Origin of the sequence: Streptomyces sp., assembly GCF_019510245.1 — a bacterium.
Classification (GTDB): Bacteria; Actinomycetota; Actinomycetes; order Streptomycetales; family Streptomycetaceae; genus Streptomyces.
Genome location: NZ_JAEKKT010000227.1, coordinates 1 through 25,470, shown reverse-complemented (window position 1 = coordinate 25,470; position 25,470 = coordinate 1). Strand labels below are relative to the sequence as shown.

The window sequence follows — 25,470 nt, the reverse complement described above, 5'->3', positions numbered from 1 at the left end:
GTCGCCATCGAGCCCAAGTCCAAGGGTGACCAGGAGAAGCTGGGTGTCGCCATCCAGCGTCTCGCGGAGGAGGACCCCTCCTTCCAGGTCCACTCGGACGAGGAGACCGGCCAGACCATCATCGGTGGCATGGGCGAGCTGCACCTCGAGGTGCTGGTCGACCGTATGCGCCGTGAGTTCAAGGTCGAGGCCAACGTCGGCAAGCCGCAGGTGGCGTACCGCGAGACGATCCGCAAGGCCGTCGAGCGCGTCGACTACACCCACAAGAAGCAGACCGGTGGTACCGGTCAGTTCGCGAAGGTGCAGATCGGCATCGAGCCCCTCGAGGGCGGCGACACGTCGTACGAGTTCGTGAACAAGGTGACCGGTGGCCGCATCCCGAAGGAGTACATCCCTTCGGTGGACGCCGGTGCGCAGGAGGCCATGCAGTTCGGCATCCTCGCCGGTTACGAGATGACCGGTGTCCGCGTGATCCTGCACGACGGTGCCTACCACGAGGTCGACTCCTCCGAGCTCGCCTTCAAGATCGCCGGCTCGCAGGCCTTCAAGGAGGCCGCGCGCAAGGCGTCCCCCGTGCTCCTTGAGCCGATGATGGCCGTCGAGGTCACCACGCCCGAGGACTACATGGGTGAGGTCATCGGTGACATCAACTCCCGCCGTGGTCAGATCCAGGCCATGGAGGAGCGGGCCGGTGCCCGCGTCGTGAAGGGCCTCGTGCCCCTCTCGGAGATGTTCGGTTACGTCGGCGACCTGCGCAGCAAGACGTCCGGCCGGGCCAGCTACTCCATGCAGTTCGACTCCTACGCCGAGGTTCCGCGGAACGTCGCCGAGGAGATCATCGCGAAGGCCAAGGGCGAGTAAGTACCGCGTTTAACGCGGCGCGCACACACGCCTTAGGCTTGACCCCGGAGCCTCACGGGTCGTTCCTCCGCATTCGCGGCGGAACTGCCCGGGGCCCGGGACCCAACAGCAAAGATCACCTGGCGCCGACTGAACCCAGGCGTACAGAACCACTCCACAGGAGGACCCCAGTGGCGAAGGCGAAGTTCGAGCGGACTAAGCCGCACGTCAACATCGGCACCATCGGTCACATCGACCACGGTAAGACGACCCTCACGGCCGCCATTACCAAGGTGCTGCACGACGCGTACCCGGACCTGAACGAGGCGACCGCGTTCGACAACATCGACAAGGCGCCCGAGGAGCGTCAGCGCGGTATCACCATCTCGATCGCGCACGTCGAGTACCAGACGGAGACCCGTCACTACGCGCACGTCGACTGCCCCGGTCACGCGGACTACATCAAGAACATGATCACGGGTGCCGCGCAGATGGACGGCGCGATCCTGGTCGTGGCCGCCACCGACGGCCCGATGCCGCAGACCAAGGAGCACGTGCTCCTGGCCCGCCAGGTCGGCGTTCCGTACATCGTCGTCGCCCTGAACAAGGCCGACATGGTGGACGACGAGGAGATCATGGAGCTCGTCGAGCTCGAGGTCCGTGAGCTCCTCTCCGAGTACGAGTTCCCGGGCGACGACCTGCCGGTCGTCAAGGTCTCCGCGCTCAAGGCGCTGGAGGGCGACCCCGAGTGGACCCAGACCGTCCTCGACCTGATGAAGGCCGTCGACGAGTCCATCCCGCAGCCCGAGCGTGACGTCGACAAGCCGTTCCTGATGCCGATCGAGGACGTCTTCACGATCACCGGTCGTGGCACCGTCGTCACCGGTCGTATCGAGCGCGGTGTCCTCAAGGTCAACGAGACCGTCGACATCATCGGCATCAAGTCCGAGAAGACCACCACCACGGTCACCGGCATCGAGATGTTCCGCAAGCTGCTCGACGAGGGCCAGGCCGGTGAGAACGTCGGTCTGCTGCTCCGTGGCATCAAGCGCGAGGACGTCGAGCGCGGCCAGGTCATCATCAAGCCGGGCTCGGTCACCCCGCACACCGAGTTCGAGGCGCAGGCCTACATCCTCTCCAAGGACGAGGGTGGCCGCCACACGCCGTTCTTCAACAACTACCGTCCGCAGTTCTACTTCCGTACGACGGACGTGACCGGCGTCGTGACCCTCCCCGAGGGCACCGAGATGGTCATGCCGGGTGACAACACCGAGATGAAGGTGGAGCTCATCCAGCCCGTCGCCATGGAAGAGGGCCTGAAGTTCGCCATCCGCGAGGGTGGCCGCACGGTCGGCGCCGGCCAGGTCACCAAGATCAACAAGTGATCTCGGCCCGCAAGGGCTGACCAGGCAGGTCTGAAGGGGCCCGTACGACTCCGGTCGTACGGGCCTTTTCGCTGCTTCGGCAGGAACTCACTGCATGTTCTGCACGGGTGGATGGTCGTACGACGCCTCGCACACGTACACCTGGAGGCTGTAGCTGCGCCCGATGGTGATCTGCGTTTCCAGCGCCGGTCCGAGGGAGTGGTAGCCGGTGTACCCCGCGTCCTCGACCGGCGCCCAGCTGCCGCTGCCGCCGTCCCACTCGGTGCCGTCGATGGTGAGCAGGGGCCGCACCCCGGCGCCGCACTCGGCGCAGGCCATGGGGAAGGGGTCGGAGAAACTCCAGGGCGCGTGTCCGCCGAGCTTCCATCCCGGGGCGACGGCCAGGTCGTACTGATAGCAGACCTCCGACTCCCCGCCCTCTCCCTCGAGGCCCTCCTCCCACTCGTGGATCCGGTCCGCCAGCTCCTCGGGCAGTTCGTGCGGGGCCGGGTACTCGGTGACGGTCTCGGGGTGCAGCACACACGGCTCGGGCAGGTAGTCGTCGTTGCCGATGACGGCGGGCCGCGGGGGAGCGGCGAGCGGGGTCACGACGTCGGCGGCCCTGCGCCAGCGCAGCTCGACCCTCGGCGAGTAGTCGTCCTCGGGGTGGTCGAAGGCGCACCACAGCACCTGGAGCAGATCGGTGCCCTCGGGCCGGGGCAGCGCCGGCACATCGGCGGCACGTATCTGCGCGACCGCCACCAGCGGCACCGGCCCGTCCAGGGCGGCCCGGTACGGCTCGGTCCCCCGGTCGACCAGCGCGCGCTCCTCCTCGGTCAACAGGTCGGCGCCCTCGGCGCGCGGCCGGGCCCAGGCCTCGCGCAGGACCCGCCGGCCGACGTGTACATCGTCCGGCGCCACACCGTGCTGCCAGGGACCCGCATGCTCCGGACAGGTCGGCCACGGCTCCTCGGCCGGCCACAGCAGGGGTCCGCCGACGGAACTTTCGGCCGCGGTGGGCGCACCGGCACGGGGATGCAGGCGTACGGCGGTGCGGGCGAGCGGGCCCAGTTCGGGGAAGACCGCGGTGATGTCCAGGGGGCGAGGCGGCGTCGTACGGGTCGTCATGGCCGGAGGCTACCGGCCCGGTCTGACATCACCGCTTCGAAAGTATTCGTCGCGTACGACCCGTTCCCAACACCAGGGGCCCCTCGCCCCACTATTTGTCATGCCGATGACCAAATTCGCGTGGAGGGCCGAGGCATGTCCGTGCGTCGTAGGACCGTCCTGGGTGCGGGGCTGGCCGCCGTGCCCGTGCTGTCGTCGGGCGTCGCGTGGGCCGGGGGCGACGGCGCACCGCGGGCGACCGATCCCGGCGCGTACATCTCCTTCACCGGCGGGGCGTTCTCGCTGGTCGGCGCCCCGGTCGTGGTGAGCGCCGACGACCACCCCGGAGTCGTCCGGGTGGCGGGCGACCTCCGCGACGACATCGAGCGGGTGACCGGGGTACGGCCGGCCGCCACGATCGACCGCCGCGTGGTTCTCGTCGGCACGATCGGCCGCAGCCCGCTGATCGACGGCCTGGTGGTCTCCGGCAAGCTGGACGTGACGGGGATCCGGGGCCGCTGGGAGACCTCGCTCCAGACGGTGGTCGACCACCCGCTGCCCGGCGTGGAGCAGGCCTTCGTCATCGCGGGCAGCGACCCGCGCGGCACGATCTTCGGGACGTACGACGTCTCGTACGGCATCGGCGTCTCGCCCTGGCACTGGTGGGACGACGTGCCCCCGGTCCACCGCGACGAGGTGTGGGTGCTGCCGGGCCGGCACACGCAAGGGACCCCGGCGGTGAAGTACCGCGGCTTCTTCGTCAACGACGAGAACCCGGCGCTCGGCACCTGGGCCCCGGCGTACTTCGGCCCGGGCAAGGCCCCCGGCTATCCCGGCGGCTTCAACGCGGACTTCTACGCGAAGGTCTTCGAGGTCCTGCTGCGGTTGAAGGGCAACTACCTCTGGCCCGCCGTCTGGGGGCGGGCGTTCGCGGAGGACGACCCGGAGAATCACAGGCGGGCCGCCTTGTACGACGTTGTCATGGGCACGTCTCACGAGGCACCCATGATGCGGGGGATCGAGGAGTGGAACCGCCACGCGACGGGCGGCACCGACCCCTACGGCGGCACCGGCGAATGGTCCTACCTCCGCAATGCCGAGGCCATCCGCGCCTACTGGCGGGCCGGCATCCAGCGCATGGTCGACGAGGGCTTCGAGGGCGTGGTCACCCTCGGGATGCGCGGCAACGGCGACACCGGCCTCCCCGACGGCGACGGCATCGAGTTGATGCAGGAGATCATCGCGGCGCAACGGCAGATCATCGAGGAGGTCACGGGGAAGCCGGCCGCCGAGACCCCCCAGGTGTGGACCCTGTACAAGGAGGTCCAGCGCTACTGGGACCGGGGGCTCCGGGCGCCCGACGACGTCACCGTCGTCCTGACCGACGACAACTGGGGCAACATCCGCAAGCATCCCTCACCCGAGGAGCCGCGCGACGGCGGATACGGCCTTTACTACCACTTCGACTACGTCGGAGCAGGCCGCAACTACAAGTGGGTCGACACGGCGAACCTCCGCAACGTCTGGGACCAGCTCCACCAGGCCCACGCCTACGGCAACCACGGCCTGTGGGTGGCCAACGTGGGCGATCTGAAGGGCAACGAACTCCCGACGGAGTTCTTCCTCACCTACGCCTGGAATCCGGACCGTTGGCCCTTCGACCGGCTGGGCACGTGGGAGCGGAGATGCGCCCGCCAGAACTTCGGCGCGGAGGCGGCGCCGGAGATCGCCGAACTCCTCGCCACGTACGGTCAGTTGCAGGCGCGCCGCAAACCGGAGCTGCTCAACCGCCGCATCACTCTCTCCGGCACCGGCGAGGTGGTCTACGACGACCGGCAGACGCCCTTCTACTTCGGCCACGACGAGCTGGAGCGGGTGACGGAGGAGTGGCGCGAGCTGGGGAGACAGGCGACGCGGATCGCCCGGCGGCTCCCGGCGGCCGCCCAGGACGCGTGGTTCGAGCTGGTCGGCTACGAGGTGACGGCGACCGCGAACCTGTACGCGCTGCGGGCGGCAGAGTTCACCAACCTGCTGTACGCACGGCAGGGCAGGGCCGCGACCAACTCCCTCGCCGCGCAGACGGAGCAGGCCCTGGACCAGGACTTCGCCCTGGCCGACCGCTTCAACTCGCAGGTTGCGGACGGCAAATGGCGGGGCTTCCAGACCCAGCCGCACATCGACTACGGGGACGTGGACCGGTACGGGCCCAACGCGCCCTGGCAGCAGCCCGAGAAGGACAACGTGGCGCTGCCGGACGTCCTGTTCCCGGCCGTACGACGGATCGAGGTGCCGGAGGCGGCGGGCCTCGGGGTGTCGGTGGACGCCGACACGGGCGCCATGACCCTGCCGCCGTTCAGCCCCCACCAGACCCGGCCGCAGCAGTACGTCGAGATCTTCAACCGGGGCCGGACACCCTTCGACTACCGGGTGTCGGCGTCGGTGCCGTGGCTGACGGTGGACCGTCCGCGGGGGCGGGTGACGGAACAGGTCAGGGTGGAGGTGCGGGTGGACTGGTCGCGGGCCCCGGCCGGCCGCGCGGAGGGGACGCTGACGGTGAGCGGGGCGGGGGACTCGGTGACGGTGGGGTGCGTCGCCGAGCGGCCGTCGGCCCGTGGCCTGCGGGGCTTCGTCGAGGCGGGTGGCTATGTGGCGATCGACGCGGAGCACTACGACCGGGCGGTGGGGGAGTGGCGCCGGCTTGCGGGGATCGGCCGCACCGGGGCCGGGATGACCGCGTGGCCGGTGACGGGCGGCTGGGGCGACTCCTGGCCCCGCCTGGAATACGAGGTGAGCCTGCTGTCGGCGGGCGAGGTGACGGTGTGGGCGTACCTGTCCCCGCGCAACCCGTCACTGCCGACGGGCGCGGGCCTCCACTACGCCCTGTCCTTCGACGACGCCGAACCCCAGCGGGTCGACATCACCGCGGGCGCGGACGACGGCCTGCTCAACGCGGTGTGGGCCCGGAACACCTCCGACAACGTCAACCGGACGGCGACCAGGCACGTGATCGCACGTGCGGGTGTCCACCGCCTGACCTTCTGGGCGGTGGACCCCACGGTGGTGGTGCAACGGCTGATCATCGACACGGGCGGGCTGACGCCCACGTGTCTGGGGCCGCTGGAGAGCCGACGGTTGTAGCTGCGCCGGCCACCGGGCTCAGCCGAAGGCCAGCTGAACACGATCGTGATGAGCGTGACACCGGAATACGCGAACGGCGGTGTTATCCCGAGTCACGACCTGGAGAAATTGATCGCTCTCTGCCCTGTTCCGGGCAGGCGATCTGCCTCGGCCTGGTCGGCGTGCGATGTGGCCGGGGAAGAGGCTGTGCCTCTTCCCCGGTGCCATCGGGCGATGATCTCGGCCTATGGTGTGGGGTGCTTTGATGACTTTCTCTGAGTGTACGGGGAGGGGGTCGAGAATCCTTACCTCGACATCCGGAGCAGGACTGAGGCGGGTCGGTCCATTCTCCGGGCCCGTGAGCGTCCTCAGTTGCAGGCGTGCCTCTCGGATTTCGGGGTGCGGCCCGATGAACTCGTGCAGTGGGGAGGGACGGACAATGGTGACTCACTCCTGTGGGTCCCCTGCGGGCCCCCCGATGACTGGCCGACTGTCATATTGGAGGTTCGGCAGCGTGATGCTGTGTTGGTTCGTCGGCCGTCTGTCCGGATCATTTTTGAACTTCTTACCGGCGCGTTGGTGACGTCGATATTCCCCGACGACTTTCCCAGCCTGCATCCCTTCTTCAATCCTGTTCCCGGCCCGTCCTGACCTCAACAGCGCCACTGCCCGGTTGGAGGCCGAGTCGCATGCCTTTCCGAGCCGTCGGCGAACAGGGCGATCGGGCCGGTGCAGCGGGGCTGTGGACGGTGTACGACGCGTCTTCCCAAGCTCACGACCGACAGGTGTCCCAAGACAGCGAAGAAGGAGCGGGGGAAGCTGTGTCACGAAGCGCACTCCCGTGGGTCTCAGCCCCGCGGTGCGAAGAGCAGGTTGCGGGTGTGCGGCGGGCGGGGTTCGTTCCAGGGCACCAGGGTGCCGTCGTGCTCGGCGATCCAGTGGACGTCGTAGCCGAGGGGTTCGAACTCGGCGATGAGGTCGTCGAGCGAGGCGTCGACCAGGGCCTCCATCACCAGGGTCGGCCGGTCGCGCTTCAGTACCTGCCGGGCGCCGCGGAGCACCGACATCTCGTGTCCCTCCACGTCGATCTTGACGAGGTCCAGCTTGGCCTCGGCGAACACCTCATCGAGGGTGAGCAGTTGGATGCGCTTCTGCTGGGCGTCGGGGGCGGCGCCGCCCTCCAGGGTCGAGCCGGTGGAGAGCAGGTTCCCGGAGAAGCGGACGCTGATGTCGGCCCAGCCGGGCTCGCTGGAGACGCCGGCCTGGTGGAGCTTGATGTTCTGGACGCCGTTGGAGCGGACGTTCACCGAGAGCCGGGCGTGGATCTGGTCGACCGGCTCGAAGGAGTGCACCTTCGCCTTCGGGTTGGCATGCGCGGCGATCATCGAGAAGTAGCCGACGTGGGCGCCGACGTCCGCGATCGTCGTGCTCCGCGCGGCCAGCCGCGACCAGGTGGCGAGCGTGCCGGGCTCGTAGCCGAACGTCCCGTTCCACAGGGTGTCCATGGCCACCGCATCGTCGTTCACGCAGAACATCACGAACGGCGGACAGTACGGCGAGTCGATCTCCACGTAGCCCCGGTACGGGAACTTCTTGCGGTGCACGCGGATGATGTCCCCGGTGGCGACCGGCCTGACCGACGGTGCGTGGGCCAGCATGCGGGCGTTGGCGGCTTCGACCTCGGAAATACGCATTGGGTGATGGTAAAGCCGAGGTCAGAAAATGTCACAGGGTTTGGAAATGATCAGAAAGGGCAACGCACAGGTTTTGTGGGTGGCATTTCCGAAGGTTGTTCATTTCGAATTACCTGGAATTAACCTGCTCTTTCGCTCGGGCTGCCTACCCCTCTGTGTCGGCGAAGAGTTCGGCCGTGGTGGTGGCCGTGGCGGCGCGGGTGAGCCAGGTGGTGAGGGTGTCGTGGTCGTCGCAGGTGGTGATGCGGGCGCGGGCTTCGTCGCTGACGTCGATGCCACGGCCGCTGAGGACGACGAGGAGGGCTTCGGAGAGGCCTTCGGAGAGGCCTTCGGCGCGCAGGGCCTGGGCCGTCTGAGACTGGAAGATGGAGAGGTCGACGGCCATGAGGTGCCTCCAAAGGTCCGCGGCGGGCGTCTTGCCCAGGCCTTGTTCGGTGAGCTCGATGTAGATGCTCGCGGTGTCTTCGTCGTCGGCCTGCAGGCCCTTCAGGGCGGCTGCCAGTGCCTTCAGTATGGCATCGGACTCAGGCGCGCGGCTGTGCAGCGCGGAGGACAGCACGGCGAGGGAGATGTCCTTGGCGGCCGCTTCCGGCGTGTCGATGACAGGGACGGTGTCCGGCCCCAGGACGAGCGGGCGCAGGGTGAGGGTGGGCCACTGCGAGGGACCGAGGCTGACCTGCCGCGCCGCCCAGGAGGCCGTGTTCCTGTCCCGGCAGACGACCAGCAGTACCGCCGGCATCTTGTACTTGGCGTAGAGATACGCCAGGTAATAGGCCCAGCTGGCGGGCTTGTCGGCGTCCTGACCTCCCTGGGCCTCCACGGCGAGCAGGAAGCTGCCGTCTTTGGCCGTGTCGAGGCGGAGGAGGGTGTCGACGCGGCGTTCCAGGGGGCGGGTCTCCGTCAGGTCCGTGGGAAACGGCGACGCCGAGACCGGATCGCTGAAGGAGACGCCGAGCGCCCTTACGGCTCGGGGGAAGAGCCCCGGATCCTGCTGGAAGATCCGGTGCATCGCTTCGTGCGGGGAGCTGACCATGAGGGGGAATCGGGGCCTCTCGTCGTAGTCGTACGGACCTGGGTGGTCAGGCCGTTCTCTGCAGTGGTCGGTGGGTGCGGCAGTCCCGGCAGCGGCCGGGTTCTGGCGCGCGGAACGGGCGGTCGCAGCCGTCGCAGTCCTGGAAGGGGAGCGGACGCGGCGGGGCGGGCGGTGGCGGCGGTGGCAGGTACTCCGTGAGGCGGTGGGCCAGGAGGCCTGCCGGGTGGTGGAGCGGCTCGGCCGGGAGGCAGGACGTGAGGGTGCGGCGCACGGCTTCGGGCGAAGCCCCGCGTTCCAGCCAGGCGTCGACGGCCGGGGCGAGCCGTCGTACCTCGCGTTCGGGGAGGAGGAGGCGGGGGTCGTCGTGGTGGAGGCGGGAGAGGAGGGTGGCGGCCGTTCGTCGCGGATCGGGCGTGCTGCGAGTGGGTTCCGGCAGAGGTGGTTTCGGCGGGCGTGGCGGTGCTGGTGCCGATGGATGCGTCTGATCGGGGCGGGGCGCCGCTGGCGGTGGCGGCGTAACCTCTCGTCCCTCCTCCGCCCCCGTCGGCCGGTTGTACGACACCGTCCGCGAGACCATCCGGCCGTTCGGCAGCCGCTCACGCGTCCGGGACAGGTAGCCGTGGGTCTCCAGCTCGCGCAGCGCCGCCGCGATCCGGACCTCGCCCTCCGGGAAACGCCCGGTCAGCGACTTGATGTCCACGCGGGCGCCGGTCGGCAGCGACTGGATGTGGCCGGCGAGTCCGATCGCGGTGAGGGAGAGTTCGCGGTGCTGGAGGAGGCGGTTGTCGACCACCGTGTACCGCGTGGTGAGCCGGACGTTGACGTGGGTCACCCCGTACGGGGGGTTCGCCCCGGGAACGGCTGACCGGGCGCGCGAGGGCGCGCTAGTGTGCTCTGCATCCATCGGGAAGTTGCAGTCTTCCTAGGTGGTCAGGCCCTCGATCGGGATCGCTAGTCCCGGCCGGGGGCCGTCGTATGTGCGTCACGGGTGACGGGTGACGGGTGACCGTGTGTTGCCCTGGCCGTCACCCGGCGTTGTTGTCGCGGCGAGCATATGCCGTGCAACCGGCACCGAATCCAGCCCAGTTGGCCATGTTCACTCCGGAGGGTGACGGGCGGCGGCGGGGAGGCGGGTGGGGTTGGGGAGGGGGATTTCCCGGGGGTTTTTAACTACTTGGCGGCGGGCGTCACCGCCTCGCGGCGGACCGCGTGACGGTCAGTTCGGCCCAGACGGTCTTGCGGGGGCGCGGCCCGAGGGAGACGCCCCAGCGGTCGGCGAGAGCCTCGACGATCACCAGTCCGCGACCGTTCTCGTCCGCCCCGGAGGGGAGTTGCAGTCGAGGGGGGCGCTCCCCACAGGTGTCCGTCACCTCGATGCGGACCGTGTTCCCGACGACGTACATCAACAGCCGGAAACCACGGCCCGCCGTCCGCCCGTGCGTCGCCGCGTTGGCCGCCAGTTCCGCGACGACGTGCGCCGCGTCCTCCGACGGCAGTCCCCACGACCGCAGTTGCTCGGTCGCCAGCAGCCGCGCCAGCCGGGCTCCCCTGCGTGTGGATGACAGCAGCACGCTGAAGTTGCGGATCGGGCAGTCGAGGGGGGTGGAGATTTCCTGGTTCACGTCACTCAGCGTGGCCGCCTGCGCCTACCGTGAACAGTGACGGAGCCGTTGCGTACGGTCACTGTCCGCTGCTTGTCCGGCGTTGTCCGGGCTGTCGGACGCGGTCGTACGGGTAGGGCGTCGTCGAGGCACGGTCGTACGACGGAGGGGCGCGGGATGAGCGTGGACGGCGCGGTGGGGCGGCTCAGGAGCGAGGCGGACGAGCCGGGTTGGGAGGTGGATCCCGACGACGAGTGGGGCGTCGCGGTCATCGCGACCGTCGGGCGGCAGCTGAAGCTGCGGCGGGAGGCGGTGGGGATGCGGGCCGCCGAGTTCGGGGTGGCGGTCGGGTACGGGGAGGACATGGTCTACAAGATCGAAGGCGGGAAGCGGATTCCCCGGCCGGAGTATCTGGACAGGGCGGACGAGGTACTGGGGGCGGGTGGGCTGCTCTCGGCGATGAAGGAGGACGTACGGCGGGTCCGGTACCCCAAGAAGGTGCGTGACCTGGCGCAGCTGGAGGCGAGGGCGGTCGAGCTCCAGCTCTACGACCCGCTCAACATCCACGGGTTGTTGCAGACACCCGAGTACGCGCGAGGGCTGCTCCTGATGCGTCGCCCGGCCTACAGCGGGGACGAGGTGGAGCGGTTCATCGCCGCGCGCGTGGCCCGTAAGACCGTCTTCGAGCGGGACCCGGCGCCCGAACTCAGCTTCGTTCTGGAGGAATGGACGCTTCGGCGTCCGCTCGGCGGGCGGGCGGTGCTCCGTCAGCAGCTGGAACACCTGCTGGAAGCTGCGCAGTTGCGGAACGTCGAGCTTCAGGTGATGCCGATGGATCGTGAGGAGCACGCGGGGCTGGCCGGCGGAATCGAGGTGCTGAAGTCCGAGGACGGTTCGGCGGTGGGGCGTTCGGTAGCAGTGGCCAACGGCCGACCGGTGTCCGATCCGAAGCAGCTCCGTATCCTTGAACTGCGGTACGGCATCATCCGGGCCCAGGCGCTCACGCCTCGTGAGTCGACGGCCTTCATCGAACAACTGCTGGGGGAGACATGATCCGCAAGACCACGGCCGAGGACGCCTCCGGTCTGACGTGGTTCAAGAGCAGCTACAGCAGCAGCAGTGAAGGCGACTCCTGCGTCGAAGTCGCCATCAGTCCCTCCACCGTCCACGTCCGCGACTCCAAGAACATCGCGACCCCCTCCCGCGGCCCTCACCTCGCCTTCCCGCCCGCCACCTGGACGGCCTTCCTCTCCCACGCGGCCGCTGTCGGGGAGTGAGGTACGCCCGCGAGCTGTCGGATGGACTTCGAGCCACTCGGCGGGCCCGTCGGTGAACCGCTGGCGCAGGTAGACGACCGGCACGCCGGCCGCCCGCGCCCGCTCCGCGAGTCCGGCGACCCTGCCCAGGCACGCCTCGCCGTCGTGGGCGTCCTTCAACAGGGCGCGCCGCATGTCGATGACGAGCGGTGCGGTGCCCGGCATGCCGTGAGCCTGTCCGCGGAGGCCGCCGACTACTCCGCCTTGTTCCCGCCACCACCCTGTTGCTGCTGCTGTCCCTCCGGCCGCACTGCGTCCTTCGCCTTCTTCGCGAGGTCGTCGTCCAGCTTCTTGAACTCGCGGACCACGGTGTCGGACATGTCGGCGAGGGAGTCGATCTGTTTGGTGATGTCCTCGCGGCCGTCGTGCCAGTTGGACTCGAAGTCGTCGAGGGCGTCGTAGACCGTGCCGCTGCCGACGTCGTCCTTGTAGGACTCGAACATCTTCTTGGTGTGGTTGAGGCGTTCTTTGATGGAGCGCAGCTTGCGGCCGTAGTCCTCCAGCTCGCTCAGCGGTATCGCGAGGTCGCTCTTGCCGTTGCCCACGTGACCGTCCCCCGTTCGCGCATCTCGTAGTCTGGGCGGCACCGTATATCAGATCATCGGACGGGGGCGGCGTACACCATGGCGCGCTATATGGAGACGCTCACCATCGAGCGCGGCGGTTTCCGGATCAAGGTGCCGGAGTCGTGGTGGGAGTTCGACGTGCGGCCGGAGTCGCGGGACGACTCGATCCGGCGGATGGTGAACGAGCGCATCGCCCAGCACCCGGAGCTGGCGCAGTACCGGGACACGTACGTCGGCTTCCTGCGCAAGTCCGCCGCGGACGCGTGGAAGTCGGGCGCGATGTACTGCGGCTGCATGGCGGAGAGCTTCGGCGGCGACACCCCGATCACCGGCTCGGTCACGGTGTCGCTGGTCGGCGGCCGTACCCGCGAGGGCGCGCCGCTCTCCAACGACCCCGCCGCCATCGCCGCCCAGCTCGCCCCCAAGGAGGCCCACCGGGAGGGCGACTCCTGGCGCAAGGTGACGACGGTCGACATCCCCGGCGTCGGCCCCGCCGCCCGCACCTACGGCATCGAGGACATCCCGGTCCCCGAGGACAGCCTGGGCCGCACCATCCGCGCCGTCCTGATGCAGACCTTCATCCCGGTCCCCGGCCAGGAGGGCAAGGTCGCCCTGGTGGCCGGCAGCAGCCAGGTCCTCGACCTCGCGGACTCCTTCTTCGACATCTTCGACGCGATCACGTCGACGTTCCGCTTCGCGGACTGACCCTTTGCGGTGGGAGACAGGGTGGCAGACGGGCGAGGGTCTGCTGGGGCTCGCCGACCCTGCGGAGTGGGACGCCGCGTTCGAGCGCGGCGAGGGTCATCTCGGTACGGCGGTGATCGGGCTGGCTCTCAACTGCCCGCTGGAGGAGGCGTCCCCCCGGATCGCGAGGGCGATGAGACTCCCGGACCAGGAGGAGCGGGGGTACGCCTGCACCGCGGCGGGCACCGCGGCCCGCCTCAACGGCCGGCTGACCCCGGAGCTGTTCGCCGCGCTGCACGCCGAGGGGCCGGGCGGTCCGGCCGAGGACGCGATCGGCGACACCCTCACCTTCGTGCCGTTCCGGGACCTGCCACCGTGGTTCAAGCGTCGGTGGGTGTACGTGACCGTGCGCGGCACGCTGGAGCACTGGTGGCTGCGGTGCACGGACGCGGTCGAGGCCGGTCGGCGCATCCTGCGTGGACGCCGCCTTCGCTGAACAATTCGGCTGAGCCGAGAGGATGCTCACGTGCCTTCGAAAACCCGTGACGAACTCATTCGGCTGGTTCAGCAGATCATGGACGCGCGCCTCCCCGAGCGGGAACATGACGCTCTGCTGGACGGGCTGAAGCGGAGTGTCCTGCATCCCCGGGTAAGCGATTTGATCTACTACTCGGACCCGGAACGCACGGCCGAGGAAGTGGTGGACCAGGCTCTGGCCTACCGCCCGATCGCATTGTGAGCCTGACCCGCCGGGCTTCACCTCGAACGGCCGTTCCTAGTAAGTTCGCGTGTGCACAGGTTTGTTGACGGGGCGTACGCGACGGGGGTTGCGGGGACATGGCGGGGTACCGACCGGCGGACTGGCATCCACTCGACCTCGACCGGGACCCCACCCCGGGTGACCCGCAGCGCGTGCGTACCCTCGCCGCACAGCTGCACTCTTTCGCCGACGACGTCTCCGACGCGTTGCGTCTGGTCAAGGGCATGGCCGGTGAGGACACCCTCCTGCAGTGGGCGGGCAAGTCCGCGGAGGTGTTCAAGGAGCAGTTCAAGGACGTCCCGAAGAACCTGAAGAAGCTGAAGAAGTCCTACGAGATGTGCGGTGACGCCCTCGCGGACTACTGGCCCAAGCTGGAGCGCGCCCAGGCGCTGGCCGACAAGGCCCTGGCAAAGGCGAAGGACGCCCAGTCGGACCTGTCCTCCGCCAAGTCCCGGCTCTCCTCGGCCGATTCCTGGGTCACCCGGGCGACGAAGGAAGCCGACAAGTACAAGGACGACCCCACCGGCAGCAAGTCGGACGGTGACAAGCCGGACGAGGGCAAGGTGCGGGCTGCCACCCGGGACGTGCAGAGCGCCAAGTCCGCCCACACCCAGGCCCAGTCGGACGTCACCACCGCCCAGAACGCGCTGGACGCGGCGAAGAAGATGGCGTGGCCGAGGACGCCCGCAAGATGCGCGACGACGCGGCGGGTGAGGCGAAGCGGAAGATCGACGAGGCCTCCGACGCCGGGATCCCGAACCGGCACTGGTGGCAGGACGTCGGGCACTGGTTCGAGGACAACTGGGACACCGTCGTCACCGTCTGCAAGGTCGTCGTCGCGGTCGTCGGGATCATCGTGATGATCATCGGCGGGCCGATCCTCGGCGCGATCGTGCTGGTCGCCGCGCTCGTCGTCCTCGCGGACACCCTCTACAAATACTCCAAAGGCCAAGCATCCCTGTGGGATGTGGCGTTCGCCGCGCTGGACTGCATACCCGGCGGCAAGGGCATCACCAGCCTCGGCAAACTCGCCAAGGGCGTGAAGGAGATGAAGAACCTCCGCGGCGGCATGAAGGCGATGAGCCTCGCCGTGCGCGGGCTTGGCAAGAACGCGCGGGGCATGCTGGAGGACGGCGCCAAGGGCGCCTTCAACCGGCTGAAGAGCAAAATCAAGGGGTGCGGCGACCCAGTCGACGTGGCGACGGGCGAGATGTTCCTCGCCGAGACGGATGTCTCCCTCCCCGGAACCCTTCCCCTGGCATTCGTCCGTCGGGTCTCGTCGGGCTACCGGTGCGGCTGGTGGTTCGGTCCCGGCTGGACATCCACTCTCGACCAGCGCCTGGAGATCGGCGGCGAGGAGATCGTCTTCGTCACGGAGGACGGGATGCTGCTCCTCTACCGTGTTGCTGACGCCGAGAGCGGCACATGGTTCCCCGTCACCGGACCCAGGCTGTCCCTCGTCCGTGAGGCCGACGGAACCTACCGTGTGAACGACCCGCACACCGGCCTGACCCGCCGCTTCGCACCGCTCGCCGACGGCACGGCACACATCACCGAGATAGCCGACCGCAACGCCAACCGCATCACCTTCGAGTACGACCCCACCGGCACGCCACTGGCGATGCGGCACTCGGGCGGCTACCACATCGCCTTCACCGCCGACGAAGGCCGTGTCACCTCGTTGAGCCTGGTCGGTGCGACCGAGGACGGCTCGGATGTCGTAGTCAGGGGCTACGGGTATACCGACGGCAGTCTTACCGACGTCGTCAACTCCTCCGGCCGTGCCCTCACTTTCACCTACGACGAGCGCCTGCGCATCACCTCGTGGACCGACCGGAACGGCAGCCGTTACTCGTACGCCTACGACGACCGCGACCGGTGCGTCTCCCAGCTCGGCGAGGCCGGGCACCTCGCCGGGACGTTCGCCTACGACGGCGCGGACCCCGCATGGCCGGGCCGCCGAGTGACCACGTACGCGACGGCGGACGGCTCGGTGTCCCGCTTCGTCGTCAACGACGACAGCCAGGTCGTCGCTGAGATCGATCCTCTGGGGAACACCACCCGTGCCGAGTACGACCGGGATCATCACCTGCTCTCGCGCACGGATGCCCTGGGGGCCGTCACCCGCTACGAGAACAACGCCGTCGGCAAGCCGACGCGTGTCACACTGCCCGACGGCGGTGCGGTCACGGTGGAGTACGGCGCACTCCAGCTGCCGGTTCGGGTCGGTCTCCCCGACGGGACGTGCTGGGAGCACAGCTATGACAGCCGGGGCAACCGGGTGTCCTCCGCAGCCCCCGACGGGAGCCGTACCCGGTTCACGTACGACGCCCGTGGGGCCCTGGAGTCGGTGACGGACTCGCTCGGTGCCACCACCGGGGTGCGGTGTGACCGGGCTGGCCTGCGGGTCGAGACCGTCAGTGCATTGGGTGACCGTTCCATCCGCACCTACGATCCCTTCGGCCGACTCAGCGGCGTCACGGATCCGCTGGGGCGGGCCACGAGTCTTCGGTGGACGGTCGAGGGCCGGATCGCCCGGGTGACCACCCCCGACGGCTCGGAGGAGAGCTGGAGCTACGACGGTGAGGGCAACTGCACGTCCCACACCGGACCTGGCGGTGCGCGGACGACCTTCGAATACGGCCCCTTCGACCTGCTGACGGCACAGACCGCCCCCGACGGCGGCCGGTACGAATTCGACTACGACGCGTCGCTCCGGCTCACCGACGTGACTAACCCGCTGGGTCTGCACTGGAGCTACACCTACGACTCCGCGGGCCGCCTCGTGGCCGAGACGGACTTCGACGAACAGCGCACGGTGTACGAGCGCGACGCTGTCGGCCGGGTCGGCAGGCGGGTGAACCCGGCGGGACAGAGCGTCGACTACGCCTACGACGGCATGGGGCGCCTTGTCGCGAAGACGCTCGGCGGTGAGACGACGACCTACGGACATGACGCGCTGGGCCGGCTCGTCAGGGCCGCGAGCTCCGCCTGCGACCTGCGGTTCGAGCGCGACCGCGCCGGGCGGATCGTCGCCGAGCGGCTCGACGGCCGGTCGCTGGTCTCCTCGTACGACGCCTCGGGGCGCCGGGTTGAGCGGACCACGCCGTCCGGCGCGCGGGCCCGGTACAGCTATGACGCCGTCGGACGGACGACCGGTCTCGACAGCTCCGGGCACGTCGTCGAGTTCGCGAACGACGCGGCGGGCCAGGAGATCGGCCGGCTGATCGACGGCACCCTGCGTCTCGCCCAGTCATGGGACATGAACGGACGGCCTTCGGAACAGCGCTGGGGTGTGGGAGACCGGCTGGTCCAGAGCCGCACATACGGCTACGGGCCGGACGGCCACCTCACACGGATCGCGGATGCCCTCGACGGCCCGGTCGCACTGGACATCGACGCCATGGGGCGGGTCCACGGCATCGAGGCCGAGGGCCGCAGGGAGAGCTACGCCTATGACGTGGCCGGGCACATCGCCTCTGCCACCTGGGTCGGCTACCCGGGGGGCGAAGGGGCGGCGGGTGTCCGGGCCTACATCGGAACCCGTCTCCACCGCGCGGGCGCCACCCGTTATGTCTATGACGCGGCCGGACGTGTGGTCGAGCGTCGAAGGACCCGGCTGTCCCGGAAACCCGACGTGTGGCGGTACTCATGGGACGCCGAAGACCGTCTTACGTCCGCGGTGACCCCGGACGGCGCCGTTTGGCGCTACCGCTACGACCCGCTCGGTCGGCGAACGGCCAAGGAACGCCTCGGCGACGACGGCCGTACGGTCGTGGAGCGCACGGACTTCACCTGGGACGGGGCCACCCTCGCCGAGCAGACCACCCTCGGCCGGGGTATGCCCCACCCGGTAACCCTCACCTGGGACCACGACGGTATACGCCCCCTCACCCAGACCGAGCGGCTGACGGACGCGGCAACCCAGGAGGAGATCGACTCCCGGTTCTTCGCGATCGTCACCGACTTGGTCGGAACCCCCACCGAACTCGTCGACACCCAGGGCTCGGTAGCCTGGCGCGCACGGCGGACGGCATGGGGCACGACGTTCGCCCCGAGCCAGTGTGAGGCTTACACACCGCTGCGCTTCCCGGGGCAGTACCAGGACTTCGAGACCGGCCTGCACTACAACTTCCACCGTCACTACGATCCGGAGACCGCGCGATACACATCGCTCGACCCGCTCGGCCTGGCACCTGCTCCGGACCCCTACGGGTACGTCACCAATCCATGGCGGCAGATCGACCCGTTGGGCCTCATGTCATGCGAAGAGGAAACTGTCGTCCTCTACCATGGCTCGAAAAACTGGACTGGTGACAAGTTCTCGCTGGGCAGTTCGGGAGATTTGCAGCGCCAGTACACGCCGGACACCGGTGTGTACTTGACGGATGATTTCAGCAGGGCAGCCACGCAGTATGCCGGTCCTGAGGGCGTGGTGGTGCGGACCGAGGTGCCGAAGTCATTTGCTGAATCTGTCTTGCGGGAGCACAGCGGACCCGCCGGAAAGCAGCCTGAGTATTTCGTGAACACGCCGGGAGGGCTGGACATCCTGAATGCGGGTTCGCCACGGGCGTTGCCACAAAGGGACGCGATCATCCAGCACATGATGGGTCAATTCTAGATATGGGGCGAGTGACTTTGGCAGAACGAGCATTCCCGGTGCCGGAGAGTGTGCTCGCTCGTGAGGTGTTCGGGCCGCTCGGCGGGGTCGTGGAGGTAGGTGCAGTGAACTCCACGGGTACCTGGGCTCTTTCGGATGCGTCGATGGCCGATTTCCTGGACCGCAGCGGCGATCGGGTGCAGGTCCTGCTCGAAGGTGTCAGAGCGGTCTGCGGATTCGGTGACGGGGCCATGGCCATCGCGGACGAACTGGGGTACTTCCGCGACCACGAGGTGTCCGCGGCGTCGCTGCTTCTGTGGTCGGCCGGCGTCACCGGGGTCCCGCAGCCGCTGGAGAGGCTGGAGGAGCCGGCCATGGTGCGGCGCATGTGCCGTATGGCCGCCGACCTGCAGCTCGTCAACCTTCTCCAGGCCCTGGTGAACGCGGCCCTCGCGGCCGGTACGGACACGGGCACCGGTGCGGGACGAATCGCCCGACTTCTCGGCATCGCCTCCGAGCTGGCGGACCCGACCGGTGCGGCTACGCCTGAGCTGGTCCACCGCATGTGGCGTGTCGGTCACCTCCCGGCCATCCTCCATCCCCAGTCCGGCGCGCCAGAGGCCGGGAAAGCGGGTTACCGGGCGTACGACCAGGAACTTGAGCAGTTGCTGGAGTCCGTCTGACGGACACGGCTCGGACAGCCGAGGCGGCCGGGAGCGGCGCGCGATCGTGCTGCCTTCCTCGGCGGGGCCCGGGTGGTTTTGGACCTTGATCGCTTGGTGAAACGACGTCGGGAGCCGCGCGATGCCCGCTTCTTGCTGGTACGAAGGCTCAGGCCGCTGTGTCGATGCCCAGACCGCCTGCGTCACGGCATTCACGACAGTAGGACCCGGGTGCGGGTGTGCGGATCGCGCGCTCGCAGCCCTCGCAGCTGTGGAGTGGGGGAGGGGCAGCGTGGCTCTGGCCCGAGGACCGGGGGATCGGTGCCTGTGGTGCCGAGGGTGGCAGGAACTCGGTGAGGCGGTGGGCCAGCAAGGCTGCTGGGTGACGAGGCCTGGGCGGGAGGTTCGCCGTGAGGGTGTGGCGTACGGCCTCGGTGGAAACGCCGCGTTCCAGCCAGGCGGCAACAGCGGGGGTGAGACGGCGGACGTCGCGTTCGGACAGGACGAGGCGGCGGTCGTCGCGGTGGAGCGTGGCGAGGAGGGTGGCGGCGGTGCGGTGGCGTTCCAGGTCGGGGGTTTGCGGTTCGGGGAGCGGGGGTTTGGCCACGGCGACGTTCTCCGGGGTGGGCTCTGGGGCGGGTTCGCGCTCGGCTCCGGGGGTGGCCCGCGCTTCGGGTGGCTGCGGCGGGGGTACGTCTTGCCGCGGAGCCGGGCGAGAGGGAGGGGGCTGGGGAGGCCGGTTGACACTCGCCTCGGCATGCGGTGCCCCGGTCGTCGCCAGGGGCTGGTTGTACGACACCGTGTGCGTGACAAAGCGGCCGTTGGGCAGCTGCTTGCGGACTTGTGCCAGGTAGCCGTGGGCCTTGAGCTCGCGCAGGGCGGCGGCGATACGGGTCTCGCCCTCGGTGAAGCGGTCGGCGAGGGTCTTGATGTCGACGAGGGCCTGTTCGGGCAGCGACTGGATGTGGACGGCGAGGCCGATCGCGGTGAGGGAGAGCTTCCGGTGCTGGGCGAGGTGGTTGCCGACGACCGTGAAGCGGGTGGTGTGGGGGGTGTTGATGTGGGTGACGCCACGGGGATTGAGCGGCCGGGCGAAGGCGGGCGCGCTAAAGTGCTGGGTATCCATCGGGAAGCCCTAACTTCCTCGGTGGTCAGGCCCTCGCACTGGGATTGGCGTCCCGGCGGGGGCCGTCGCATGTCTGCGGTTGTGGTCGCGGTGAGCATATGCCAGCGAACCGGGCTGAAATCCAGTCGAGTTGAGGATCACCACTCTTCCGGGTGACCAGGGTTGCTGTGGGGGATCGGTGGGGTGGGGTTGGGTTGGTATTTCCCCCCGGGGTCATGGAAAAGCTTTGATCGCGCGCCGGTCCGGGCGGTGGGTCACCGGGCAGTGACGGGCCGCGTTCCGGCGACGCAGAACCCGACTTCGGCCCAGACGGTCTTGCGTGGAGCCGGGCCGTGGGCCACACCCCAGCGGTCGGCGAGCGCGTCCACGAGAAGAAGGCCGCGACCGGACTCGCCGTCCGGGGCGGTCTCTCGGGCGTACGGCAGCCGGTCCCCGCGTGTGTCGGTGACTTCGATGCGGAGCGTGTCACCGATGACGTAGAGGGTGAGGCGGAAGTCGCGGCCGGGGACGCGGCCGTGCGTGACGGCGTTGGCGGCGAGTTCGGCCACGAGGTGGTCCGTCGGATGCGTGGGCAGCCCCCAGTCGCGGAGTTGCTCGGTGGCGAGGAGACGGGCGAGGCGGGCGCCGCGTGGGGTGGAGGACAGCGGCACGCTGAAGTTGCGGACGGGGCTGTCGAGTTGCGCTTCGGGGGTGGCGGTTTCTTGATTCACGTCACTCAGCGTGGCGGGTTGCGCTTACCGTGGTAAGCGACGAGGCCGTTGCGTACGGTGACTGTCCAGGGCTTGTCCGGTCGTGTCCGGGCCTGTCGGAGCGGGCCTCGCGAGCAGGGCGTCGGTACGACGGAGGGGCGCGGGATGTCGGTGGACGCGGAGGCGGGACGGCTCAGGACCGAGGCGGACGAGCCGGGCTGGGAGGTGGACCCGGACGACGACTGGGGGCTCGCGGTCATCGCCACCGTGGGGCGGCAGTTGCGGCTGCGCCGTGAGGCCGTGGGGATGCGCGCCGGCGAGTTCGGCAAGGCCGTCGGGTACGGCGAGGACCTGGTCTACAAGATCGAGGGCGGGAAGCGGATTCCCCGGCCGGAGTATCTGGACGACGCCGACAGGGTGTCGGGGGCGGACGGGCTCATCGCCGCCATGAAGGAGGACGTGAAGAAGGTCCGTTATCCGAAAAGTGTTCGGGAGATCGCGACGCTGGAGGCCAAGGCGGTTGAGGTCGCGCTATACGGCAACCACAACGTGCATGGCCTGTTGCAGACCGATGAGCACATGCGGGCACTCTTCGGCGCGTGGCTTCCCGCCTACTCGGACGAGGAGACAGAGCGCATGATGGCCGCAAGGCTGGCTCGGCGGTCGATCTTCGATAGGTCGCCCGCCCCGACCCTCAGCTTCGTCCAAGAAGAGGTGACGCTCCGCCGTGCGGTTGGGGGCAGAATGGTCTGGCGTCGGCAGCTCGAACGTCTGCTGGAGCTGGGGCAGTTGCGGAACGTGTCAATCCAGGTGATGCCGACGGACTGTGAGGAACACTTCGGCACAGGTGGGCTGATTGAGGTGCTGAAATTTCCGGACGGTACAGCGGTGGGGCGTTCCGAGGGGGCGTTCAACGGTCGGGCCGTCTCCGACCCGAAGCAGCTCAGGATCCTTGACCTGCGCTATAGCATGATCCGGGCCCAGGCGCTCTCGCCCCGAGAATCGAGGGCCTTCATCGAGCAGATGCTTGGAGAAACATGAGCGGCACCCCTGACATCCAGGACACATCTGAGCTGGCTTGGTTCAAGAGCAGTTACAGCAGCAGCGGAGACGGCAACGACTGCGTCGAGATCGCGATAGCCCCCCGAGCCGTCCACGTCCGCGACTCCAAGACCACCGACGGCCCCCGATTCGCCCTCTCGCCGGAGTCCTGGACCCGTTTTCTGCCGTTCGCGTCAGAAGGCTGACTCACGGCAGCAGTGCTCGACACCACCGAGAAGGACGCTGGGGGCGTCCACTGGGCCGTGGAAGGCGCTCTGATCCTCGGCGCTGCCCGTGCCTATCGCCTTCTGTGGCTGTTCAACGCCGTCATCCAGGCGACGGACAGGGACCTCGCCGATGGCTCTCAGACAGCCCCGTAGGGAGTTCCTCCCGCCAGTGGTCAGCAATAACTTCACCGCGTGACGTCGGCGGTGGCGTCTCGCGGACCGGGGATCGTCCCGTCGGCGACCAGCTCCGCGACGGTGTCACCGTGATTGCGGACCAGGTAGTCCATGGCATGTTCGGTGGAGGACTGGTATTCCAGCTGTTCGCCGTAAAAGCGGAGCCGAGCCTCGCAGTCCCGGAAGAGCTCGCCCCAGGTGCGTACCCAGATTCGGTACGTCGGCTGGTTGAGGGCGCAGCCGGGGGGATTGTGGGGTTGGTGGGAGAGTTCCCGGAGCGTGTCGGTCATGTCGTTGCCGACGAGCCAGAAGTCCCATGTCGTGTGGGTGTCCCGGAACCGGTCGTCCTTCCGGACCGCCTGCGCATAGCTGCTGAGCTGTTCGAACTCGGCCGATCCAAGGACGAGGCCGGGACGCTTGAGCTCGACCACGAGGTGGTGCCGTTCGTCGTGTCGGTGGCGGGAGGCTCGCGACAACATGAGATCGACGATTCCGCGGCGCCCGTCGGGGCGCAGCACGGGGGAGTCCATCGACTCCTGGCGGCCGAGCAACTGGCAGTGCTGCCTCAGGACCTCGTTGAGGCTGCGATCGCTCACATGCAGGCCGTACTCCTCGCCGAAGACCCAGCACTCGTTTTCCAGGATTCGGTGGAGTTCGGAGCGTTCCTTCACGCGGTCCTTGGCCTCCGGATCGAAGACCAGGTGCTCAAGAGCCGTCAGGAAGTCGAGCCGGTTCGTCGCGGCCGTCGAGGCCTTGACCAGAGCCGACAAGGGAGTGCGGTCGAGGAGTCGGTTGAGCTGCTCCCGTTCCTGCTTGGAGAGGCTGAACAGTTCCTCGGCGATGCGCAGCACGTCCGAGGGCTCGTGCGCAAGCACGGACCGGAGAAAGGCGAAGGTGGTCCTGCGGGTACCGGTGGATTTGGGAAGGTGCCGGAACACGGTCGTGGCCACCGCGTCGAACGTCTCGCGTTCGGTGCGTTCGAGTGCGTCGGCAGGCTGCCCCGTGTAGGGGTAGATGCCTTCCCGTCGCCATTGGGCGACCTGCTCCCGCCGACGCTCGTCCACCCGGGCCCGGAAGTGGACCTTGAGCTGTTCACGTGCGGCTGCGAGCACCTCCGCGTGAGGTCCGTTCGACGCCCAGTCGGTGAAGGCGAGCTCCTCGGCGTCGACGTCATCGAACCCGGCCCAGGTCAGATGGGCGGTGAACTCGAAGCCGGGAGCCTGGATCCCTGGCTTGAGGTGAGCCCGGGACATGCCCTGGCCGTCGCACAGGAACAGTGCCCGAGTGACGGGCCTGCGCCATTCCACGATCTTCAGGCGCGCGGGCTCGCCGTTCCAGTCCGAAGGCGACGGCAGGACGTAGTCACGGACGTGGACCTGCTCTGCGGCCGGGTCGAGGTTCTGGCCGTCGTACTCGATGCGGACGTCCGGATACTTCTCCAGGTACGTGGCGAAAGCCGTGGTGAGTGACGATCTGGCCCGCTCGTCGGCTAGCAGGTCCAGCTGTTCGTCACCGCCGAATGCTTCGAACAGCGTGCCAGTGGGATCGTCGGTGGGTTCCGGGTCGCCGATGTCGAACTCGTCCATGGAACGCCGGTCCGCCTCTATCACCAGCTGCTGCCGGCCTCCCGGGGCGTCGCTGACGCTGGTCCAGCGCACCCGGGTGCCGAGGGCGAAGGCCCGTACCCGCCCGCGTCCGTTCTTCCCGTGCAGCGCGCGCTTCTTCACCGGGCTTCCTTGCGCGCGCTTCTTCCAGGAGGCGCCGATGGGCCGGAAATACTCCTCGCAGTGCTCGGCCGACATCCCGCTGCCATCGTCCTGGAGGCGAACCCTGTCCACGCCGCCCAGGTCGTTGCGCTCCAGCGTGACGGCCACGTGTGCGGCGTCGGCGTCGACGCTGTTCCAGATCAGCTCCTCGATCGCGCCGACGGGATCGCGGAGCCGAGCCAGCTCGGCGACGTGCTCCCGGCTTGTCTCCAGCCGCACCTTGACCATGACGTGGGACCTCCCGGCGTACGTACCCTGATCAAGAGCGAAAATTAGCCTGTCCTGCGACAAGACGAGTATGGAATCGCGGGGAATCACCCGGTCGGGACCGGCGGCGAGACGGCCACGGTCCGGGTGGGTGTTTGACCTGCGTCACTCCGGGGGTAAGCTCCCCGGCCCGATTGGCCAGCCCCCCGCCCTCTGTGGCAGACTGTCGGAGTTGCTCGGTCGAGTGTTGATGCTGCGCGCCTCCCGCCGGGAGGACCGGAAGCGAGTCCCACAGTACTCGTCGTCCTAACTGCCATTACGGCAGCACTGGGGCGGACGTACGGGAATCTTTCGGGAAGTGCGGTGCGGCACCGGCCAGGCGCCCGGTGGGCCTTTCGCCCCCGGCTTGCGGTTCCGGAAGGGCCGTGTGCATTCCCCGCAGGGATGTTCGAACAAGGGGCATCTGTGTCAGCGGGAGCGCGACACGCCCGACCGCGTGGGTCGGAGAGGAGAAACAGTCACCGGGTTCCAGAGCGTGCAGAGAAGGACTACTGAGTAGCCATGGCGGGACAGAAGATCCGCATCCGGCTCAAGGCCTACGACCACGAGGTCATCGACTCCTCGGCGAAGAAGATCGTCGAGACGGTGACCCGGACTGGTGCGTCGGTCGCGGGCCCGGTGCCGCTGCCCACTGAGAAGAACGTGTACTGCGTCATCAAGTCGCCGCACAAGTACAAGGACTCGCGCGAGCACTTCGAGATGCGCACCCACAAGCGCCTGATCGACATCCTCGACCCGACCCCCAAGACCGTTGACTCTCTGATGCGACTCGACCTCCCGGCCGGTGTCGACATCGAGATCAAGCTCTGAGGCCGGTGATCTGAACGATGGCTAAG

General features: G+C 68.5%; 22 protein-coding genes and 1 pseudogene. 14 read left to right on the top strand and 9 right to left on the bottom strand.

What is annotated here, in order from left to right:
- Positions 1 to 861, top strand: a pseudogene (fusA, locus tag JF597_RS44850) (elongation factor G); the annotation flags it as partial.
- Positions 862 to 1,031: 170 nt separating this feature from the next.
- Positions 1,032 to 2,225 carry an elongation factor Tu gene (gene tuf, locus JF597_RS44845; protein ID WP_294010615.1) on the top strand — a complete coding sequence of 398 codons (1,194 nt, stop codon included), beginning with the start codon at positions 1,032 to 1,034 and terminating at the stop codon, positions 2,223 to 2,225.
- 87 nt (positions 2,226 to 2,312) lie between these two features.
- Here tuf and JF597_RS44840 read toward each other — a convergent pair whose 3' ends face one another.
- Entirely contained in the window at positions 2,313 to 3,332 is a 1,020-nt protein-coding gene (locus JF597_RS44840; RefSeq protein ID WP_294010612.1) for a hypothetical protein, read from the bottom strand.
- 135 nt (positions 3,333 to 3,467) lie between these two features.
- Here JF597_RS44840 and JF597_RS44835 point away from each other — a divergent pair, with 135 nt between their 5' ends.
- Positions 3,468 to 6,449 carry a glycosyl hydrolase 115 family protein gene (locus JF597_RS44835; RefSeq protein WP_294010609.1) on the top strand — a complete coding sequence of 994 codons (2,982 nt, stop codon included), beginning with the start codon at positions 3,468 to 3,470 and terminating at the stop codon, positions 6,447 to 6,449.
- A gap of 827 nt (positions 6,450 to 7,276) precedes the next feature.
- Here JF597_RS44835 and JF597_RS44830 read toward each other — a convergent pair.
- From JF597_RS44830 to JF597_RS44815, 4 genes are all read right to left on the bottom strand, one after another.
- Positions 7,277 to 8,122, bottom strand: a complete 846-nt coding sequence (locus JF597_RS44830; protein WP_294010606.1) for an FkbM family methyltransferase — start codon at positions 8,120 to 8,122, stop codon at positions 7,277 to 7,279.
- 145 nt (positions 8,123 to 8,267) lie between these two features.
- Positions 8,268 to 9,155, bottom strand: coding sequence for a hypothetical protein (locus JF597_RS44825; protein WP_294010604.1), 888 nt, complete (start codon positions 9,153 to 9,155; stop codon positions 8,268 to 8,270).
- 46 nt (positions 9,156 to 9,201) lie between these two features.
- Positions 9,202 to 9,987 (bottom strand): helix-turn-helix domain-containing protein, encoded by a 786-nt coding sequence (locus tag JF597_RS44820; RefSeq protein WP_366916536.1) that lies wholly within the window; start codon positions 9,985 to 9,987, stop codon positions 9,202 to 9,204.
- Positions 9,988 to 10,342: 355 nt separating this feature from the next.
- On the bottom strand, positions 10,343 to 10,786 hold the full coding sequence (locus JF597_RS44815; RefSeq protein WP_294010620.1) for an ATP-binding protein: 444 nt from the start codon (positions 10,784 to 10,786) through the stop codon (positions 10,343 to 10,345).
- A gap of 147 nt (positions 10,787 to 10,933) precedes the next feature.
- Between JF597_RS44815 and JF597_RS44810 the strand changes: the two genes are divergently transcribed.
- Positions 10,934 to 11,809 carry a helix-turn-helix transcriptional regulator gene (locus JF597_RS44810; protein ID WP_294010599.1) on the top strand — a complete coding sequence of 292 codons (876 nt, stop codon included), beginning with the start codon at positions 10,934 to 10,936 and terminating at the stop codon, positions 11,807 to 11,809.
- Positions 11,806 to 12,033, top strand: coding sequence for a DUF397 domain-containing protein (locus JF597_RS44805; protein ID WP_294010597.1), 228 nt, complete (start codon positions 11,806 to 11,808; stop codon positions 12,031 to 12,033). The genes JF597_RS44810 and JF597_RS44805 overlap by 4 nt, the downstream gene beginning before the upstream one ends.
- Positions 12,034 to 12,266: 233 nt before the next feature.
- Here JF597_RS44805 and JF597_RS44800 read toward each other — a convergent pair whose 3' ends face one another.
- Positions 12,267 to 12,617 carry a hypothetical protein gene (locus JF597_RS44800; RefSeq protein WP_294010595.1) on the bottom strand — a complete coding sequence of 117 codons (351 nt, stop codon included), beginning with the start codon at positions 12,615 to 12,617 and terminating at the stop codon, positions 12,267 to 12,269.
- 78 nt (positions 12,618 to 12,695) lie between these two features.
- Between JF597_RS44800 and JF597_RS44795 the strand changes: the two genes are divergently transcribed.
- From JF597_RS44795 to JF597_RS44770, 6 genes are all read left to right on the top strand, one after another.
- A complete protein-coding gene (locus tag JF597_RS44795) occupies positions 12,696 to 13,343 on the top strand; it encodes a hypothetical protein (protein ID WP_294010592.1) in 648 nt (215 codons plus the stop codon).
- Between the two features lie 4 nt (positions 13,344 to 13,347).
- Positions 13,348 to 13,818, top strand: a complete 471-nt coding sequence (locus JF597_RS44790) for a hypothetical protein (protein ID WP_294010590.1) — start codon at positions 13,348 to 13,350, stop codon at positions 13,816 to 13,818.
- 30 nt (positions 13,819 to 13,848) lie between these two features.
- Positions 13,849 to 14,061 (top strand): bacteriocin immunity protein, encoded by a 213-nt coding sequence (locus JF597_RS44785; RefSeq protein ID WP_294010587.1) that lies wholly within the window; start codon positions 13,849 to 13,851, stop codon positions 14,059 to 14,061.
- Positions 14,062 to 14,159: 98 nt separating this feature from the next.
- On the top strand, positions 14,160 to 14,942 hold the full coding sequence (locus tag JF597_RS44780) for a putative T7SS-secreted protein (protein ID WP_294010584.1): 783 nt from the start codon (positions 14,160 to 14,162) through the stop codon (positions 14,940 to 14,942).
- Positions 14,942 to 18,703 (top strand): DUF6531 domain-containing protein, encoded by a 3,762-nt coding sequence (locus JF597_RS44775; RefSeq protein ID WP_366916537.1) that lies wholly within the window; start codon positions 14,942 to 14,944, stop codon positions 18,701 to 18,703. Before JF597_RS44780 ends, JF597_RS44775 begins: the two co-directional genes overlap by 1 nt.
- Before the next feature lie 143 nt (positions 18,704 to 18,846).
- Entirely contained in the window at positions 18,847 to 19,365 is a 519-nt protein-coding gene (locus JF597_RS44770) for a hypothetical protein (protein ID WP_294010582.1), read from the top strand.
- A 148-nt stretch (positions 19,366 to 19,513) separates the two neighbouring features.
- Here JF597_RS44770 and JF597_RS44765 read toward each other — a convergent pair whose 3' ends face one another.
- Positions 19,514 to 20,470 (bottom strand): helix-turn-helix domain-containing protein, encoded by a 957-nt coding sequence (locus JF597_RS44765; protein ID WP_294010580.1) that lies wholly within the window; start codon positions 20,468 to 20,470, stop codon positions 19,514 to 19,516.
- A gap of 254 nt (positions 20,471 to 20,724) precedes the next feature.
- Entirely contained in the window at positions 20,725 to 21,180 is a 456-nt protein-coding gene (locus JF597_RS44760) for an ATP-binding protein (RefSeq protein WP_294010578.1), read from the bottom strand.
- Positions 21,181 to 21,324: 144 nt separating this feature from the next.
- Between JF597_RS44760 and JF597_RS44755 the strand changes: the two genes are divergently transcribed.
- Entirely contained in the window at positions 21,325 to 22,200 is an 876-nt protein-coding gene (locus tag JF597_RS44755; RefSeq protein WP_294010576.1) for a helix-turn-helix transcriptional regulator, read from the top strand.
- Complete coding sequence (locus tag JF597_RS44750; RefSeq protein ID WP_294010573.1) at positions 22,197 to 22,406, top strand: DUF397 domain-containing protein; 210 nt, start codon at positions 22,197 to 22,199, stop codon at positions 22,404 to 22,406. Before JF597_RS44755 ends, JF597_RS44750 begins: the two co-directional genes overlap by 4 nt.
- Before the next feature lie 206 nt (positions 22,407 to 22,612).
- On the opposite strand, the gene JF597_RS44745 is transcribed toward JF597_RS44750, so the two are convergent.
- Positions 22,613 to 24,595 (bottom strand): ATP-binding protein, encoded by a 1,983-nt coding sequence (locus tag JF597_RS44745; protein ID WP_294010570.1) that lies wholly within the window; start codon positions 24,593 to 24,595, stop codon positions 22,613 to 22,615.
- 540 nt (positions 24,596 to 25,135) lie between these two features.
- On the opposite strand from JF597_RS44745, the gene rpsJ reads away from it, so the two are divergent.
- Complete coding sequence (rpsJ, locus tag JF597_RS44740) at positions 25,136 to 25,444, top strand: 30S ribosomal protein S10 (protein ID WP_003948644.1); 309 nt, start codon at positions 25,136 to 25,138, stop codon at positions 25,442 to 25,444.
- Positions 25,445 to 25,470: the final 26 nt, after the last annotated feature.